Origin of the sequence: Paenibacillus sp. S25 (genome assembly GCF_019454085.1) — a bacterium.
GTDB classification, from domain to species: Bacteria; Bacillota; Bacilli; order Paenibacillales; family Paenibacillaceae; genus Paenibacillus; species Paenibacillus polymyxa_B.
On the sequence record NZ_CP073683.1, the window covers coordinates 5296757 to 5315272 of the forward strand.

Consider the following 18516-nt stretch of genomic DNA (forward strand, 5'->3'; position numbering starts at 1 on the left):
AATAAACATATCATTTCTTTTTTTACAAAATAATCAATAAATAAGACCAATCCCTTAAAATTGGCCTAGTCTAATTGCATATGATCTTGAAGACTCTCAATAGAAACTGGTGCCTTAAACCAATTCCTCTGCTGAGATAATGAAAGATAATCTATAGTATCCTTTTGTCCTTTTAGTATTCTTCCACGTCTGTAATGATAAATGGCAAGCTGATACATGTAACAATAATAATAAGTCATTTGTAAGCCAGTTTTTTTAATTCATGATCGTACTTCTCTACCACGTCCCATTTGTGTAAGTAAAAATATATATTTGTGATCTTATGAATCGCCTCCAACTTATAATGCTCAGGAAGAAGATTACGATGAGGTATATCTCTTGGAGGGTTTTTGTACAAAAAAATGAGCAGGTGGGATACTAAATCCCCTGCTCATTTCAACGATGGACGTCTATCTTAATTAGCTGTCGGTTCGGTTCCCCAAACAAGTACGCCATTATGATACAACGTAGCTTTCGTATGATCGGCATATGAAGTTTGCGTGCCTTTATACGAGTAATCGTCACTTTCATTATAGTTCGACCAGTCTGTTTTATGAATGCGGGTTTGAATTTCGCCCGTGCTTCCTCCAGGTGCTAACACGCCTGCGTTCGAGTTGAAGCTGACTTCCAAATAATAATCAGCACCGGTTGCAGCTTTATCCATTTTAACCAGCTTACCATTCAGCTTCGAGCAGCTCACCACCGCATAGTCGCAGTTAAATGTCTGGTCACGGTCACCGTCGATCGTGTAGTAGTAGCGAAGTTTCAACTCGTTGATCGGTACGGAGGTTGTACCTTTATTTAAGATTTGGAAATGCGGCCTCAAGTTATTGTCATTCACATTTGTATCCGCTACGCGATACTGGACCAACAGTCCCTTTGTCGGCTGCTGAGTATCCGCTTTCGGCGCTGCGCTAGCCGTGTTGGAAACCGTTTGTCCTGCATCATTCTTCGCTACGACTTGGTAATAGTACGTCGTGTCTGCTGTTACGGCTGTGTCGGTGTAGCTGCTTCCGTATACATCGCTCGCTACTGTGGCGAACGCGCCGTTTTCAGCCGTCGAACGCTTCACTTCATAGCTTGCCGCATTCGCCGATGCTGTCCAGCTCAGCGCTACTTTCGCCGTTTCGCCCGCCGCGTTCAGCGTGAAGCTGCCCGGTACTGACGGTTGCTCGGTAATGCCATACGTTTTTAAGTTAGTCGGGAGCTTTTCAAGCGTAATGACGTTCGGATGATTATACACTTTTTTCAGATGCTCAAGACTGTTTTGTTTGCCGTCTCTCAAGAAATCCCCATACCATGTAGCGAACCAGCTCCAATGGGCTTGATACGCTTTCATCAGATCAGGGTCCGGGATAGGTCCGTTTTCGCTCATAGCAACTAGCTTTTTGTCCTTGCCCAATGTAACAAGGTCTTCATATTTTGCAATTTGCGGGCTGTAGTCGCCTGCTTGCGGATAAGAGTCGAAGCTCAAAATATCCACATACTCATCTCCCGGATACCAGTCGGGAGCAACAGAGTTCCAGACCCAGATCAGATTGTTCAATTTGTGCACATTAGTCAAACGGTCGTGCATCAAAATATACAATTTTTTAACAGGCTCAGGACCTTTAGCGCCCCACCAGAACCATTTGCCTTCCGCTTCGTGCAAAGGACGGAACAGGACAGGAACTTTCGCATCCTGCAGCTTCTTCAATTGCCCTGCAATCACATCGATGTCGCGAATAAGCAATTTATAATCTTCGGACTCTGGATGATTCATCGCATATTCGATATCGAATGTAGTTGAATCGGCATAAAAGCCTCTCCACCATTCTTTTCCCTGCGTATCGATCAGACCTTTCGGCGCGTTCCAATGCCATGCAAAGGTAACAATGCCCCCTTGCTTATCCCATGCAATCGCCTTTTCCGTCTCAGTGGAACTAAGACCGTGTTCCGCCCTGCTTGGCGAATAGTCGATCAGGTCAAGCGCTGCAATTGCCGGTTTTTTACCTACATTGGCTTGAAGCCAATCAATTTCGTTTATTTCCTCCTGACCAGAGAGCATATTCTTCCCGTATTGATCAACCAGGTAGTTCATCAATGCTTTTGCTTCTACCGTCGCATTCGGATTAATGAGCGTTTTGGTTACCGCATGCGGTGGACGGTCAGTAGCTGGCTCCAGCTTGACATAGTCGATATCATACCAGCCCCAGCCTGTTTCAAAACCGATCGTATTGGCCCCTGCATTCAACAGAACCTTACCACCGGACGTTTCTTTAAAATCAGCCGTTTTCCAAAGTACCAGCTCGCCAGACGCTTTGCCGTTTAAAGAGAAGTTCGTGCGTTTGTCATCATGAGGAGAACGGTAGCCGATTGTAAGATTGTACAAGCCTGCCGCCTCTGCCTGAATCGTCATCGTCAGGGAATCCCCTGCATTGTGGAAATTGGTTACATAACCAGTACCTGAGAAGCCGGTCCCGCTGGACTCCACAATGGTTCCCTTCAGCGTACCATCTTCGGCTTCATAGCGATTTTGTCCGTCTATAGGCGTTCGCGGAACCGCTTTCAAAATATTGGATTCACTTGTTCCCGCCTTTGTTTTTGCGGTTATTTTATAATAATAAGAAGTGCCGTTCGTTACGTTCGTATCCGTATAAGACGTTTCGACCAAGTTGGATGCTACATCAGCAAAAGGTCCGTTTTCATATGTTGCCCGCTGTACACTGTAACTTACAACTTCGCTGGAAGCGTCCCAGGATAAATCGACTTTCCCATCGCCAGCCTCAGCCCTCAGCGCAAAGGACGTATCATTGCCAGCAGTCAACACGATGTGATAAGCCGTCAAAGGCGGTACTGTATAGGTAAAGCGGTTGCCTGAAATTTGCGTGATTGGCGCTGCTTCCTTAATTTGCGAGCTATTTTTGTCGAAGCCCCATACTTTACCGGAACCGTAAGTCGTCTCACCGGAAAGATCAAATTGGGCGTCGAATGCGCTGTCCATGCTTTTATTCATGACGACGAGGTGCAGTTCTTTGTAGGATGCATCCGTTACGGAAGCATGCACCGAGCTATTAACAATATCCGACGTTTGCGCATTAACGCTGATATCACCGAAAGTTGAGCTTTTTCCGTCATAATTGCGATAAAGCTTGTAAGCGGCACTAACGTAGTTGTTGGCACCCTCCTTTAACTTCCAGTAGTTTGCCATATAAACGTCGTTTTTGCCCAAGATGCCCAACACATCGGTCATAGCGATACCGCCGGAAATATCATTTTCGCCGCCATAGCTATACTCAGTCAAAGCCAGCTTGGTTCCCGGGTAATACTGATCCACCGACTGCTTTAATCGAGGCAGTAAAGGCAAGAATTCGCTGTTCCATTGTGCGATCCAGCTATCTTCCTTGTAGGTCGGATCCCACAAAGTACGAGGCGCCTGCATTCTGGCTTTCTTCGTTTCGTCATTGCCTACCTCATTCGTAATTCGTATGCCTCCACCCATCGCTTCGGGATACCAGTGCACATCGAAAACATCCAGCAATCTCTTGCCTTCAGCTTGCGAGCTGAGGCGCATTTGATCGAGGTAATAGTCCACGAACCAGCTGTAGTTGCCTTTTACAGAATTCCAATCAGGTGCAGTTTGAAGATCTTTATAGGCGCCAAAACCGTAAAGAACGGGCCCAAAAATTTCCGCACCGGCGTCAACCGTCTTAACGGCTTTGGATAAACTTACCGACCGCTCTACCAACTCTTTCGCACCGACCTTTTCACCATGAATGCGCGGATGCGTATGCGACCAGAGAGCGGGTTCATTGTCGAGCGAGTATCCTTTCACACCTGTTTTTGTTGAAGCAACGCCATACTTTTTCACTAAAAAGTTGACGAATTCATCCGCATAAACCTGATTATCATTCAGATCAGGCTGTAGTTGGAACGGCGCATTTTTAGCGTTTACGACCTGATTCCAACGAGCAGAAGGGGCTTTTTCACTTTCCTGCACACTTCCATTTCCATCTTTGGCCACATAACCGGCCATCGGCAGCGTAACTAAAGAATAAGTGCCCAGCTTCAGCGATTGATCATGAAACGAAGTCGTCACCGCCCCCGGCTTTTCACATTCAGCTTTTGTCAGACCGCCATTGTTGCATAAATAGTTATCGCTGGATTGCTCCCAATCGCTTCCTGCATTGGACATATTGTTTTCCCAGTTATATCCGGTCATTCGATTGCCACCAAGTCGTCTGGCAGTCAGATTCTCATCGCCTGCCAACTCCTGATTCGTACCGTAAATATAAGGGCTAATAGGCTTACGATCCTTGGATGTATCGACTTTAATGGTAACGGTTTTTGCCGTTTGACCGTGAACTACAGATGGAGCCGGTAGAGCACCCCCTACTATAATCGTGCATGCCATGACGACAGGCAGCCATTTGGAACGTTTGGACCAAACACTACTACTATTTTTCGCCTTCATGCCGCTTTCCTCCTTTAAGTTTGAAAAGAGCGGCACCCATACGAGTGCCGCTCCGTCAGGCTTTAAGGCTCCTGACTCCAAACGAGTTTATCGTTCTGGTACAGCGTCACCTTACTCTAATCTGCCAATTAAATTTTTTGTAGGATCGTAGGAGTATTCATCTGCCACATTGTAGCTCGTCCACTCGTTTTTGTTAATACACGCTTGAATTTCGCCATTCGAAGCTCTAAGTATCCGGTTGACTACACTCTCCTCTCCGTCCGAAATCCAGAATTGGCCCGGATCTTCAAGTGTAGCAACAGCCGTATTCACACCGCACATGATGGGTTTGCCGTTTGCATCAAGGTAGTACCATTATCGGCTTCTTGTTGAGAAATGTGTAATAGTACAGCTCTGCTATACGTTCTACCGACCAAGCCTGCATATCGAACCATTTGTTGGACGGAAGGTCCATATCCAAAGATTATTCTAAATAGCCATGTAGTAGAACATGAACTCGCCGCAAAATTTCTAGCTATGTCATCGTCTTTCTTTGAAACTGGACAAACTTCGATAGGTTATGTATTTATATATGTTTAACAGAAATAAACCCACACATCTGAATTACCTGTGGAAAAACAAACCGGTATTTATCTATGGATTGCGATATTGGTGTAGAAGGATCCTATTTTCCTTTATCAGTAGCAGCTATTTACTGGAGAGAAATGAAACGAAGGGTATGGAGAACGGGGATTCATATCAAACTATTTCTAGTAAAATTACAGAATGAAGAGTCCCCGGCATTTAAATCATAGTGGTGTAAGAATGCTGTATTGCCTTCCAAAGCTTTTACGATACATCCACATCCATTTCTCCTACCGCACTTTATCCTTTTGAATAAGCTTATAATAGATGCGTGCAGGCTCTGATTCTCCAGTGGATAAAATATATTCTGCCAAAGGTGCGCACAGCTTTTGGAGATAGAAGGAGTATAACAGCTCGGCCGTGTCAAAATGAATTTTCAGCACTTGCTTCATCAAGCCTTCGAATTTGGAATAATCCAGTTCTTCCGGGGTAATATCAAACGGGTACTCAGGAAAAGTTTTTTTCTGAATTTCAACAAACTGCTCCCTAAGCTTCGGTTGATTGCCTGAACGGGCAGCCGAGAAATTCATCATAAAAAAAGATACAAAATCCGTCTCACGGTCACTTAACTTATAGTACTCACACCAACGCATGAATATCAGCGGTTTTACCATATATAAATCTCCTTTAACAAAAGTTCAGATTTATCATGAATCCTACAAAAAACTAGCGGGTTCCATCTTATGTAATATATAGGTTAAGCCCCATTTTAAAATATGATTCCTTAAATGAATTTTGCTTTTTAACATATCCCCTTATCTTCTATATCCATGAAAGTGTACAACAAAAAAAGACTGTTTCAGCATTTTAATGACGCTGACCAAGTCTTCTCATAATTATCCGTATATTCACATTCGTATTTATTCTAGTCCTCTACATAGCTGCAAGGTTACAGGCTGCAAGTGAACACATAAGCGGGAGGGACATTGTAGTTTACCTTTTTAATCTGAATGTCAGCAAAAAAGGTGCGGAAAAAATTGTGTTTGACCTTGCTGTACTGGAACGTAATAAATTTGCCTTCCTGGCCCAAAACCTCAGCCGTTTGTCCCAAAATGAGGCTGGATAACGCAGCGGGTAAGCTGGTGAAAGGGAGCCCTGACACGACATAATCCACTTTTGGGACCTCATACTGTCGTATATACTGAGCTACATGCTCAGCCGATCCATGAATGATGTGTACCTTCTCCAGGTGTCCATACTTGCTTTGTAATGTTTTATAAAACGATTCATTAGCTTCAATCACTAAAAGTAGCGTTTCTGGACGCTTGTTCAAAATCAGCTCTTGCGTAAACACACCGGTCCCTGCACCATATTCAATAATGCACGATGCTTTGTCAAAATAAATCGGTGTGGCAATTTGTTTGGCCAACTGTCTTGAGCTGGGTATAACAGCGCCTACGCTACGTGGATGCCTGATGTACTCTCGAATAAAGTGAATCGCGTTCATCTTTTCCTCTCCCTGCTTGACACACATGATAGGCATTCGGTTCATCAACGCTTCTTATTACATATTCATTGTATACCGATCAGAATATTGATTTCAAGCAGGCTTCTGTCGGCATATAAAAAGAGCGTAGCCTTATTCGACTCTAATCAAATAATGACTACCCTCTTGTTGTAACATCTATTTGTCCATGGTATCCAAATGTGCACCCTCTGCCTGCGATGCCTGTCCAGCTTTACGTCGTCGTGCGCCTATATGCATGGCAACAATCCGATAGATGGAGGCCGGCTGTATGGATACGGCCCAGCTCGCGTCTGCATCCGGTGCAAGCACGACCCCTAGCTGGTGATGATCGCCATCGTACATGCCTCGCTGCACAAACTTGCTCTCGCATTGCAGATTGCGTACCTCCAGCTTGCAAAAAGCAGAGTTGATCCGCAAGGCCTGGTGTAACTCGGCACGGGTATTCACAACAACCCCATTCACGCGGTAAATGGCCTCGCCCGGCAGTATGCCCATGGCTGTCGCTGGACTGTCTGGCAGCACAGCGAGAACACGCATCCCTTGCTCCGGATGGACAAACATCGGGCTAAGACGACTTTCCTCTATATTACCATACCAGATCAGCGCCTCATGAGCCAGAAAGGAGAATAACGCTGCTAACAATATCAGCGGACTCCACCATGCAGCCAGCAAGCTCAGCAGAAGCAAAGCCACACTGTACAGGAGCAAACGGTTCGAAGTAAGTACCGCCTTCTGTCGTGGTAGCTGGCCTAGCGTCACGCTGCTGAAGCCCATCAGGACTGGCAAGGCTGCCAGCATATACCCGGTTCCGGCATCGCCACCGAACAAAGGTGTCCAAGGAAGCGTGAATCCTCCCTGAGTCGGTACCAACAACAACAACGGAATGGGCCAGAGGTCTTCCATACGATAACCGCCAACCAATCTTCCCCGTTTGCCCTCGACAAACAGCGGAGTGGCCGCCTTTCCCCCTTGCCAGCGAACCAACAGCGCCTCAGCCACATGCAGCACGGCGACCAACACCAACAGTGCTGGAATATCCAATCCGCGTATGGCTGCTACTGATGTTCCGAGCGCTCCCTCAGGTTGCCAGCCACTGGCCACGTTTAAGAAAAATTGAACCACTCCTAGCAGACCTACCGAATAAGCGAGACACAGGTAACGGACGCGTACCAGCATGAGCAGTAATGTCGCTACCCACAGGCACACGATGGAAGCCGAGTTCAGATGCACACTGACGAACATTCCCAGAGCAGATAGCGCCATTCCAGCAAGCAAACCACTCCATACGACACGCCAGGTCTCTGCAGCCCAGCTATGCATTTTGGTATGAAATAGCTTGCGCTCCAGCAGCATTTGCCGACGATAACCAAGTGCGACAATGAGTATCGAGATATAATAAAAAGGCTGCAAAAGCAGGTACACGCAAGCATTCAAGACGCTCCATCCCCATTGTAATGCCCATTCCAAGTCCATTCACACTCCTTATGCCCCTGGCCCGCTGTATAGCGGATCACGTACATTTCATATCCATTTATTCTATATGAAATTGCCAACGTAGGGAAGACAAACCGACAGACTGCAAATAAATCCCAATATAAAAGGAGGCTGTTTCCAGCCCCCTTGTTGTAGCCTCACTATTATTTCGCTACGCTTGTCTTCATTTCCTTCCGAATCTCTTCAATCCCCTGCTTGAGCTGATTATCATTTTTCGGATCACGAATTTTCTCAATCAACTTGGCTTCCATCGCTGCTGCTGTCTTCGCATCAATGATGCCGCTAGCCGTCAGCTTCGCTTGTTTTTGGAAATCAATAACAGAGCTTTCCGTTACTTTGTCAAAATAGCCATCCTCGCGACCTGGTTTGTAACCCAAGCCTTGCAGAATGATTTGTGCATTTTTCACATCACTGCTATTCATATTGTATTTCAAGGACTTTTCCTTATTCAGCGGTGCTGCTGTGAAGTATTCAGGCTGTTCCACCGCGATATTCGGCTTAATCCCTTTTTTATGAATCCACGTTCCATTTGGCGTTAACCATTTGGCAATCGTGATTTTGAGCAGGCTACCGTCACCCATTTGCTTGTCATAGCTGGTTTGTACAGTACCTTTACCAAAGGAATTTTCCCCGATCAACACAGCACCTGCTGATTGCTGGAGAGCACCTGCCAGAATTTCGGACGCACTTGCGCTACCTTTATTCATTAGCAAAGTCACTGGATAGTTCTTACGTGATCCTTTGGATTTCTCTTCTTCACGCTTCTGATTCTTGTCTTCCACTTGTACAATCGTTTTGCCGGAAGGTACAAATTGCTGTGCAATATCAATGACGACGGAAAGCACGCCGCCCGGGTTATTACGCACGTCAATGACGAGCCCTTTTAACCCTTGCTTTTCGAGCTTCGCCAACTCTTCCTTGAAACGTTCTGCTGTATTCAAAGAGAACTGGGTGATCGTGATGACGCCTACACCGTCGCTTTCCATATGAGCCGTTACAGTTTCCATATCAATGTTGTCACGGGTAATCGTGTATTCGAGCGGATCAGGAGAGCCACTGCGCTGAATTTTGACTTTTGCCTGACTGCCTTTAGGTCCACGGATTTTGGAAACGGCCTTGTTTAGATCCAATCCGTCCAGTGTTTCACCATTAACAGACAAAATAATATCCTTAGAGCGTAACCCTGCCTTTTCAGCCGGGGAGCCTTTAATTGGCGTGACTACAACTACTTTCCCGTTTTCGGCCGCTACTTCGGCTCCGATCCCGGTAAAAGAACCTTCAATGGATTGCTCGAACTGTTGTGCAGTTTCTTTACCCATATAAGAGGAGTACGGGTCGCCAAGCGACTCCATCATACCATTGATGGCGCCATCCACCAGCTTGGTACGGTCCACATCCTGATAATATTGTCCCTGAATCAGGTCCATCGCCGTCTCGATTTTGCGGATATCACTTCTGGAGGTAGAACTGCTACCTGTCACACTCGCCAGCAGTCCTTCGCCCAGAGCGCTGTTCCCTACTGTAGTCGTTCCAGTATAGGCAAAAGTGAGCAGACTGCCGCCAAGCAGCCCGATCACCATCAAGAGTATCGCTGTACTTTTTTTCAACATCTAATCGTCCACCGCCTTCTCATTATCTTGTATCCTATTGCCTTACAACGCATGTCCATCCACGAAGTATACGTCTAGCTTGTACGGAATATGTTAATTGTATCCTACTCCGTGTCTCAATGCACATGTTCTTCATCGGATATTAACCATTACAGCAAAGCCCTATCTACAACCTTAATGGCTATAAATAGGGCTTACCTTATCTACTATAAATAGTTCATCGGATTTACAGGTTTGTTATTTTCGCGCACCTCAAAATGACAGTGAGGTCCTGTGGAATTGCCCGTCGAACCAACTTCTGCAATTTTTTGACCCCGTTTCACAGTCTGCCCGGTATGAACCACCGTACCACCATTGCGAATGTGTCCGTATAGGGTCCATAGCCCGTCTCCATGGTCAATCACAACCGTATTTCCATAGCCACTCCACCATTCGGCAACAATGACAACACCATCTTCGGCTGCATGAATATCGGTTCCCTGAGGAGCCGCCATATCAACACCTGTGTGGCCTTTAAGCTTGCCGGTAATCGGATGTACCCGCATGCCAAAAGTAGATGAAAGTCGGTAATGGGATACAGGCGAAGCCAAAGTGCCCGTTCCGCCTGTATACGTACTGGCTGCCGCATGGCTGGAATTCGAGGCGGCACCTGAGGATGAAGATGCATATCGTTTGGCTTCAGCCGCACGTGCAGCCGCTCTAGCGCGTGCTGCTTTGGCAGCCTGCTCCGCTCTAAGCTTGTTCTTCTCCTGCACCAGACCCACACGCTTGTTAGCGAGTGCTACCAGCATGTCATTTTGCTCTTCACTAATTTCATCTGACTCAGCAATATCATGATCGTAATTGGAAATCAGTCTTTGTTTCTCTTTTTCCTTCGAATTCAGTTCTGCTTTGGCGTCCTGCTTGAGCGCATAGAGCTTCTTGGCATTTTTATATTCCGTGTCCAGCTGTTTCTTCTTGCTTACGACCAATGCCTTGTCCTTTTTATGCTCGTCCAACAGGATCTGATCCTGCTCCACGATCGTTTTCAGGGAATCTACCCGGCTGAGAAAGTCACTAAAACTGGACGAAGACATAAGCACGTCCATATATGAGACGGTTCCATCCGTATACATCAAGCGCACACGAGTTTCCAGCATTTTTTCCCGTGACTGGATACGATCAATGGCCTCAGCTAAATCTTTTTTGGTCGCACGCAGATTATCTTCCGTTTGATCAATCTGAACCGCAACACGAGTCAGCTGATCACTGACGCTGTTAATCTGAGCAAGCACAATTTTCAGGTTTTGCACGGTTTTATTTTTGTAATGTTGAGCATACTGTTTATCTTGAGCAGCCTTTTCCTGTTGTTGTTTGGCAGATTGGGCCTGCTTTTCCAATTGGTTCAGCTGCGAATTGATTTCACTCATGCTTTTGGCATATCCGTCAGAAGGCTGGATTAGCAATGCGGCTACCAAGGTAGCGGCCAACACAGATCCTGTTTTTTTCAACTTGCACTCCCCATCCTTTATCGCAAAATAACACCGGGCTTCCCCGTTCTAATTGATATCGACCACGACGTCCAGCCAACGCTTCTTTATACTTTTAAGAACTTGCGCATGGACAGGGTACTGCCAACAATTCCGACCAGCATACCCAAAATAATCAGCAATGCACTCAACTGAATCCAAATGCCTTCAAGTGGCATAAGCTTCAACATATTTAGAGCTATATCGCCCTGAACGGCGGTCAGCAAACGCTGATAGCCAGTAAATAAAATACCTACGGTAATAAGGGAACCAATAAGACCAATAAGCGCGCCTTCAATAAAAAACGGCCAGCGTATAAAAAAGTTGGTCGCACCGACCAGCTTCATAATGCCAATCTCTCTGCGTCGTGCCAATATGGTCACGCGAATCGTATTCGAGATGAGGAACATGGACATGATCGCCAGTCCGGCGACGAATATAAAGCCTACATTACGAATGAGCTTCGTAATCGTAAAGAGTGTCTCTACGGTGCCCTTTCCATAACGAACCTTTAAAATCGGTTTCTCTGGATGCAACGTATTCAGCTTCTCAATCTTTTCGGCTACAAATGGAACCGTTGTTGGTTCAATAACCTCTACCACAATTTTGTCTGGGAGTGGATTGCTGTCCTTGTCAAAACCCTCCAGCAGCTCCTTGCCGCTGTCTCCCAAATCTTTGCGCAGCTCCTCCAAACCCTGAGCTTTAGTCACAAAGGTCGTTTTGCTGATTTCCGGCATCGCCGCGATTTCCTTTTGCAGCGTTTCACGCATGTTTTGCTCTACATTTAGCTCCAGAAATACGTTAACCTCTACCTGACTATCTGCCTGATCAGCCAGGGAATTGACGTTGAGCACCAGCATGATAAATACGCCCAATATAAGTAATGACACAATAATCGAGGTGACGGATGCCACGGACATCCAGCCATTGCGGAATATGTTTTTGAAACCTTCCCGCACATGACGCAAGAAGGTATTAAAAGTCATATCCGTACTCCCCTCTTACCTGATCCCTTACGATGTTGCCATTCTCAATGGCAATTACGCGTTTACGCATGGAGTTCACGATGTCCTTATTGTGTGTCGCCATCACAATGGTCGTACCCCGAAAATTAATTTCGTCCAGCAACTGCATGATCTCCCACGATGTCTCGGGGTCCAGATTTCCCGTAGGTTCATCGGCAATGATCACGGAAGGATTGTTTACGATGGCCCGTGCAATCGCTACACGCTGTTGCTCCCCACCGGAAAGCTGGGCAGGCTCACGGTTCATTTTTGTTTTCAAGCCAACCAGTTCAAGCACTTCTGGTACCCGTTTGCGAATCAGCTTCTTGGGAGCTTCAATAACTTCCATAGCAAAAGCCACATTCTCATAAGCCGTCAAACGCGGCAAAAGCCGGAAATCCTGAAAAATGACTCCGATGTTACGACGAACGTAGGGAATTTTACGCTGCTTGAGCTTCCCGATATTAAAACCATTGACTGAAATTTGCCCCTTGGTAGGTACTTCTTCTCTATAAATAAGCTTCATAAAAGTCGATTTCCCCGCTCCAGACGGGCCGACTACGTATACAAATTCATTACGGTCAATTCTGACCGATACTCCTTGAAGTGCGTGGGTTCCGTTAGTATAGGTCTTCCACACATCCTGCATTTCAATCACTCGATCACTTCCCGCTGCTTAATCATATTACGCATAACCTAATATCCATTCGACATATTCCATGCATTTCCTTTAAAAACTTCTCTATTTCATCATACCGTTTATCATTGTAACAAATTTGTTACCTAAATAGTACCGAAAGTTTTCTGCTTTTGGCACATATATATGAATATTATGGCACACGAGTACGCTATCAAGCTTATCAGACAGGAGACATCTGCATTATGAAAAAAATTCATTTATCTGTCATTTGGATATGGTCTAGTGTTCTGGCGCTGGCCATGTTGTGGGGGGGACTTCATCTGTACGCCGACAGACAAACGCTGCCGGAGGGAGTTAGGGTCGGAGGAGTCAACGTAGGAAGCATGGATCACACAGCTGCTCTTCGGCTGGTGGATAAAAAGCTGGATGCATTGAAGCAACGCCCACTGCTTCTGACGGACAATGACAGCAGTGCACAGGATATAAAAATTACACTTGGGGAAGCAGGGATTCGTTATAAAGCGGAGGCATTTCGGAATGCCGTGAAGGCGCTCAGCTCGGAGCATCTATGGACTCGTGTGCAGACACGTTTTAGCTTCGAAAAGGAATGGTCTATCGCATCTTTCCGACAGAAGGAGATATTGAAAGCCCAATTCGGAGCCGATTGGGAGGAGCAACGATATGGCATGCCTATCAATGCTGTGCGTCAGATTGACGGGAATGATCAGGTTCGTTATATTCCGGGGCGCTCTGCGCGACGTCTGGATTGGCCCAAGCTGGACGCCGCACTGGATAAGGCGCTGCCCAAGGATTTTACCGTTTCTGAGGAGCCGATACGAGTGGAATTACCGTTCCGCCAGCTGGAGCCGAAAATTTCGGTGGACAGTCTACGTAACGAAGGGATTGAGCGTAAAATCGTCCAGTTCTCCACCAGTCTTGGCAGCAGCTCGGAAGGACGTGTGTATAACGTCAATTCAGCGGCAAGCACCGTTGATGGTTTAATTCTCAAGCCGGGCGACATATTCGACTACGGTCAATTGATTGCCAAGGCTGAGCGCACTCATGGCTTTCGTGAAGCTCCAGTGATCGTGAACGGTCGGTTGGAGTCCGGCATAGGCGGCGGGATTTGTCAGGTATCCAGCACGGTGTATAATGCAGCACTGCGAGTCGGTTTGGACATTGTTGAGCGCCGCAACCATTCTTTGCCAGTCAGCTACCTGCCCAAAGGTCAGGATGCAACTTTTGCTACAGGGTCCATTAATTTTCGTTTTAGAAACAATACAGGCAAGCATTTACTACTTCGTGCGGCTGTCCAAAACCGAACGCTTACTGTTAAATTTTTTGGTACATTTCCGTCCAATGTTTCGTATGAACTGGAATCCCATACGGTTCGCGTACTTCCCATACCGGAGAAGAGACTCCGTAATGACTCACTTTCCCCCGGCTTCTATCAAGTACTTCGGCAGGGCAAGGAAGGGTATGTGGTAGAAACATTCCGGGTAAAAAAGGTAGACGGAAAAACCGTAGATCGCACCCGAATCAGCCGCGATACGTACCGAGCGCAGCAACGCATTATAGCTAGTTATGGCGGTGGCACATCGTCTGAGCCACAAACACGTGAACCCGAGAAGTCTATTGTCGAGGACGGTATAAGCGAATAAACGAAAAATCCCCCTTCCACTGTCAGCTGGACTTGTTCCAGACAGAGTGAAAGGGGGATTTTAGCTATAAATTACTCGCTGCGTTTACCCAAAACAGAAATTTCTACAGGCTCACTTTCGTTACCGTCTGCATCTTTAGCTTTGATTACCAGCCTAACCGTTGCTTTTTGAGTAAGCACACTGATACTAAATGTGCCATCATCTTTGGCTACTGCACTACCGATAGGCAGTTCGTTGGAATAGGCCGTTACTGTGGAACCGGCTTTAGCTGTTCCCGTAATTGTACCTTCTCCATCATACACATTGTTGACTTTCAGTGCTTCCGTAGTTGCAGCTGTGTCTGTAGTGCTATCTGTAGTCGTATCCGTAGTTGTGTTGGTATCTATTGTTGTAGAGTTGTCCGTAGTCGTGCTATCTGTGCTGGTACTTGTGCTATCTTCTGTTTCGCTGCCAGAAGTAGTCGACGTGTTACCATAAGTGGAATCTGTCACGTTGCTGTATGTGGAATCCGTCACCGTTCCACCAGGAGTCGTCGTCAGATTATCAACAGGGCTCAGGTTGTAACCGGAAGCAGCGTCCAGAATAGCAATTGCCTCTGCACGAGTCAGCGACTTCAGTGGCTGGAATTTACCATCTGGATACCCGTTGATGATTTTTTGCTCCGCAGCTGCCGCTACGCTTTTCTTCGCCCAAACTCCAATTTTGTCGGAGTCAATGAATTTAGTAACATCTGCTGCGTTACCTGCAGTGAGTCCAATAGCTTTGCCTACGATAGCCGCAGCCTCTTGACGTGTTACCTTACCATTTGGTTTGAGCTTGTTATCTGCATAGCCGCTTATGTAACCTGCATTCACGGCACTTGTCAGCTCGTTGTATGCCCAGTGCGAAGCTGGTACATCTGTAAACGTTCTACTTCCATTACCATTTACTTTTACACTGTCCGCATACGTTACGTCTGTCACAGCTGGAGTATCCTGCGTGAACGTACCCAAGCTGCGATTCAGGAGAACAATAAACTCTGCACGTGTGATTGCCGCATCTGGTTTCACCGCGCCGTCCAATTGTCCTGTGGCTGACCAGCGTTGCACCTGATCTCCTGCCCAATGACCACTTGTAGTTTGGGGAGCAGCTGCCGCTGCGCTGAATGCGCTAAGAATAAGACCTGTACTCAATACACCTGTAACTGTGTTTCTTAACTTTTTTCCCATGCTATAAATTCCTCCTCTGATTGGATTCATCATTCTTTTTTAAACACTTTACCAGAAATCAAACCCAAATAACCCCCAAATTAAAAAAATCGTCCCATATAACCATACCCCCTCCTTATGTAGGATAAATAAGAAACGGGACTTAATGCCTAGTTATTCACTTGGATATTTATATTTAGACAGGCTAAGGTATACTGAATGAGTACTCGGTCATATGCTGGAACACTGCAATGAGGTCACAAAACCCTAGGAAACGAGGTCTTCTTATGGCTCTTATTCAATGTCAGTTTTATTCGGAAGTTCTTGGTCTGAGCACATCCATGAATGTTATTCTTCCTCAGGCAACCCGTTCGCAAATTGGACTGGAAGGCAAGCAAGGAACCGGGCCACATCCGACGCTGTATTTGCTGCATGGCTTATCGGACGATGATTCAATCTGGTTGCGTCGAACCTCCATTGAACGCTATGTCGCCTCATTGGGCCTAGCTGTCGTCATGCCCCAAGTACATCGGAGTTTCTATACGAATATGGAGCAAGGCGCGGCTTATTGGACCTTTATCAGTGAAGAATTGCCGGCTTTGGCACGTTCATTCTTTCCTCTGTCCGACAAGCGTGAAGATAATTTTGTAGCCGGGCTTTCTATGGGTGGATATGGTGCTTTCAAACTGGCACTCCAGCATCCAGAGCGTTTTGCAGCCGCTGCCAGCCTTTCGGGAGTCATGGATTTACACGCATCACGCACCGATCCTATGCAAAATGCGATGAGTCCAGCCGAATGGCTTAACATTTTTGGTCCAGATGAAATACGTGGAACGGATCACGATTTGCTGGAGCTGTTACAACGTCACGCTGCCTTGGGGACCTCACTTCCCCGGCTCTACCAATGCTGCGGCACAGAAGATTTCCTATATAAGGGAAATCAGGCTTTTCGTGAAACATGTAATACTGCCGGAGTTCCGCTGACCTACGAAGAAGGTCCTGGAGCTCATGAATGGGGATACTGGGACGCGAAAATTCAGGATGTACTGGCGTGGCTACCGCTCAAAGAGCACTAAACAGGTAAAAAAAATCCCCGCAGCTTCCCTCATCGCACTATGGCGAAGGGATAGGCTTGGGGATTTTATTATGCACATTAGGGATTTGTCGTGGTCTCCGTCGATGGAGATCCTTTAGTTAGTGACTTGGGTAGCACCTTGTACAAGCGCCACTCACCGTTAAACTCACGTTCAAGCTGGACCCAAGGAGCGCCTTTCTCATATAAATTCGGATATACCATATTGATTTTACTCAGTGGCATGCCTGACATAATCTTAGGTACAAGGATATAATCCACATGGCTATCCTGCGGATAACTTAATGCCTTATTGAACGAATAATCACTGGTAATCAGGAAGCGTTTGGGATATTCGCTGTAGACAATCATGGTGTAGGCTGAAGCCGAATCGGTCATAATGGTAGACTTCGGCAGATGCTCATCCAACCAAACGGCAATCTTACGATCTGACTCCTGTCTCACGTAGTTCACATTACCCGTTCGTGTGAGAAAGCTGTTCTCATCCGGTGCAATATCCGGGCGAGTCAACGCATAAGAAAGTAATCCAGCGGTAAGCAGCAGACTGACGGACACCAGGCCAAAGGCTGCCCTCCGCCATCGTCCCTGAAGCTGGCTCAGCTCATAGGGCAACCAGGCTACGGTAATTGGGAACACGTACATAAAATAACGAAACCATCCGTACGAAGATTGCTTCATCATGAGTAAAAACTGCAACCCCGGCACTGACAGGAACAACAGCAAAATAATCAATGTTCCCCATCGGAACAAGCGCCCACTCAACAGACGAATGAACAGAATAGCAAACAACGGTACCGAATACCAGAGTGTTTTGGAAGCAATAAATTTCAAGGCCACCAGCGGATTGGAGAAAATCTCTACAAACTTATCATCATTCAGCAGCTCTGCCGATTGGGCCGTGTTCGAATACTCCGAATTCAGGAAATAAAAAGCATTCCCCATAATGAGATAGTTAAAGAAAATCCACAACAGTCCGGAAAAGACCACGGGGAGCAGAAGCAGTAACCAAGTTGCCTCGACCTTGTGCAGTTTTTCTCGCAAGGCCAGTTCACGTCTGCCCATGTTTCGATGAAGAAACATGATCGCCAATACCACTCCACCCGCCATTGCTACGCCCAGAGGAACCGCTTCATAGCGAGTCCAGAACGCCATGGCAAGCGCTAATCCAGAAACAATCAGACTTGCCGTCATGCGATCCTTGAGCCACAATGCAAACTCAATCACCGTCATCATAATGAAGTATATGTATAGCGAATCGCTCAGCCCATTGGCACCAAACAGTAAAATAAATGGATTCAGTGCATACAACAGTGCCAGCAAGATGCTCATCCCTGAGCTAAGCCCTGTTCTGATCCCCGCCCGATACAGCAACATAGCGGTCAAAGCGGCAAAGGTAGCACTAAGAATGACAGCAGCCAATCCATAGGTGGCTAATGCCGGAAAGATTGGATACAGCAGTAGAATCACCATTTCCAGAAGACTGGGTAGTGGATTCCAGATAAATCCGATTGCGCCCAGATGCGGGTCACGGCTGTACAACACATAAAATGCATTAGCTACGCGACTGAGCGCGTCTGTGTGCATATATCCCAGAACATAGCTGAAATAGATGCCCGCAGACAGTTCCAATGCAAGTATAAATACAAACAGACCTATAGCCATCCATCTGCTTGCAGACCATTTGCGAAAGGACATTCCTCTCGTTCCCCCTCAAACTTCTTGCGGTGATACAGCT

Annotated in this window: 14 protein-coding genes; 2 read left to right on the forward strand and 12 right to left on the reverse strand. The window is 46.5% G+C overall.

What is annotated here, in order from left to right; all coding sequences use genetic code 11:
• Positions 1 to 454: 454 nt before the first annotated feature.
• The 10 genes from KAI37_RS23255 to ftsE all read right to left on the reverse strand — a co-directional run bounded on the left by KAI37_RS23255 (position 455) and on the right by ftsE (position 12858).
• A complete protein-coding gene (locus KAI37_RS23255) occupies positions 455 to 4492 on the reverse strand; it encodes a glycosyl hydrolase (RefSeq protein WP_220030298.1) in 4038 nt (1345 codons plus the stop codon).
• A 111-nt stretch (positions 4493 to 4603) separates the two neighbouring features.
• Positions 4604 to 4813 carry a hypothetical protein gene (locus tag KAI37_RS23260; protein ID WP_143756807.1) on the reverse strand — a complete coding sequence of 70 codons (210 nt, stop codon included), beginning with the start codon at positions 4811 to 4813 and terminating at the stop codon, positions 4604 to 4606.
• 19 nt (positions 4814 to 4832) lie between these two features.
• Positions 4833 to 4946, reverse strand: coding sequence for a glycoside hydrolase family 48 protein (locus KAI37_RS26840; RefSeq protein WP_143756805.1), 114 nt, complete (start codon positions 4944 to 4946; stop codon positions 4833 to 4835).
• A 400-nt stretch (positions 4947 to 5346) separates the two neighbouring features.
• Complete coding sequence (locus tag KAI37_RS23270) at positions 5347 to 5730, reverse strand: hypothetical protein (RefSeq protein WP_029514546.1); 384 nt, start codon at positions 5728 to 5730, stop codon at positions 5347 to 5349.
• Between the two features lie 275 nt (positions 5731 to 6005).
• A complete protein-coding gene (locus tag KAI37_RS23275; protein ID WP_025721901.1) occupies positions 6006 to 6563 on the reverse strand; it encodes a class I SAM-dependent methyltransferase in 558 nt (185 codons plus the stop codon).
• Between the two features lie 177 nt (positions 6564 to 6740).
• Positions 6741 to 8057, reverse strand: coding sequence for a PDZ domain-containing protein (locus KAI37_RS23280; protein WP_220030299.1), 1317 nt, complete (start codon positions 8055 to 8057; stop codon positions 6741 to 6743).
• Between the two features lie 164 nt (positions 8058 to 8221).
• Positions 8222 to 9688 (reverse strand): S41 family peptidase, encoded by a 1467-nt coding sequence (locus KAI37_RS23285; RefSeq protein WP_025721899.1) that lies wholly within the window; start codon positions 9686 to 9688, stop codon positions 8222 to 8224.
• A gap of 206 nt (positions 9689 to 9894) precedes the next feature.
• Complete coding sequence (locus KAI37_RS23290) at positions 9895 to 11178, reverse strand: M23 family metallopeptidase (RefSeq protein ID WP_023990619.1); 1284 nt, start codon at positions 11176 to 11178, stop codon at positions 9895 to 9897.
• Positions 11179 to 11264: 86 nt separating this feature from the next.
• The gene (gene ftsX / locus KAI37_RS23295; RefSeq protein ID WP_013312238.1) at positions 11265 to 12182 is read right to left on the reverse strand and encodes a permease-like cell division protein FtsX; all 918 of its coding nucleotides are present in this window, start codon (positions 12180 to 12182) and stop codon (positions 11265 to 11267) included.
• Positions 12172 to 12858, reverse strand: a complete 687-nt coding sequence (gene ftsE / locus KAI37_RS23300) for a cell division ATP-binding protein FtsE (protein ID WP_023990620.1) — start codon at positions 12856 to 12858, stop codon at positions 12172 to 12174. Before ftsE ends, ftsX begins: the two co-directional genes overlap by 11 nt.
• Positions 12859 to 13082: 224 nt before the next feature.
• On the opposite strand from ftsE, the gene KAI37_RS23305 reads away from it, so the two are divergent.
• A complete protein-coding gene (locus KAI37_RS23305; RefSeq protein WP_071643251.1) occupies positions 13083 to 14501 on the forward strand; it encodes a VanW family protein in 1419 nt (472 codons plus the stop codon).
• 71 nt (positions 14502 to 14572) lie between these two features.
• Here the strand turns inward: KAI37_RS23305 and KAI37_RS23310 are convergent, their stop codons facing one another.
• Positions 14573 to 15709, reverse strand: coding sequence for an S-layer homology domain-containing protein (locus KAI37_RS23310; protein ID WP_076294064.1), 1137 nt, complete (start codon positions 15707 to 15709; stop codon positions 14573 to 14575).
• Between the two features lie 266 nt (positions 15710 to 15975).
• Between KAI37_RS23310 and KAI37_RS23315 the strand changes: the two genes are divergently transcribed.
• On the forward strand, positions 15976 to 16764 hold the full coding sequence (locus KAI37_RS23315; protein ID WP_071643255.1) for an alpha/beta hydrolase: 789 nt from the start codon (positions 15976 to 15978) through the stop codon (positions 16762 to 16764).
• Positions 16765 to 16841: 77 nt separating this feature from the next.
• Here the strand turns inward: KAI37_RS23315 and KAI37_RS23320 are convergent, their stop codons facing one another.
• Entirely contained in the window at positions 16842 to 18476 is a 1635-nt protein-coding gene (locus tag KAI37_RS23320; RefSeq protein WP_220030301.1) for an ArnT family glycosyltransferase, read from the reverse strand.
• Positions 18477 to 18516: the final 40 nt, after the last annotated feature.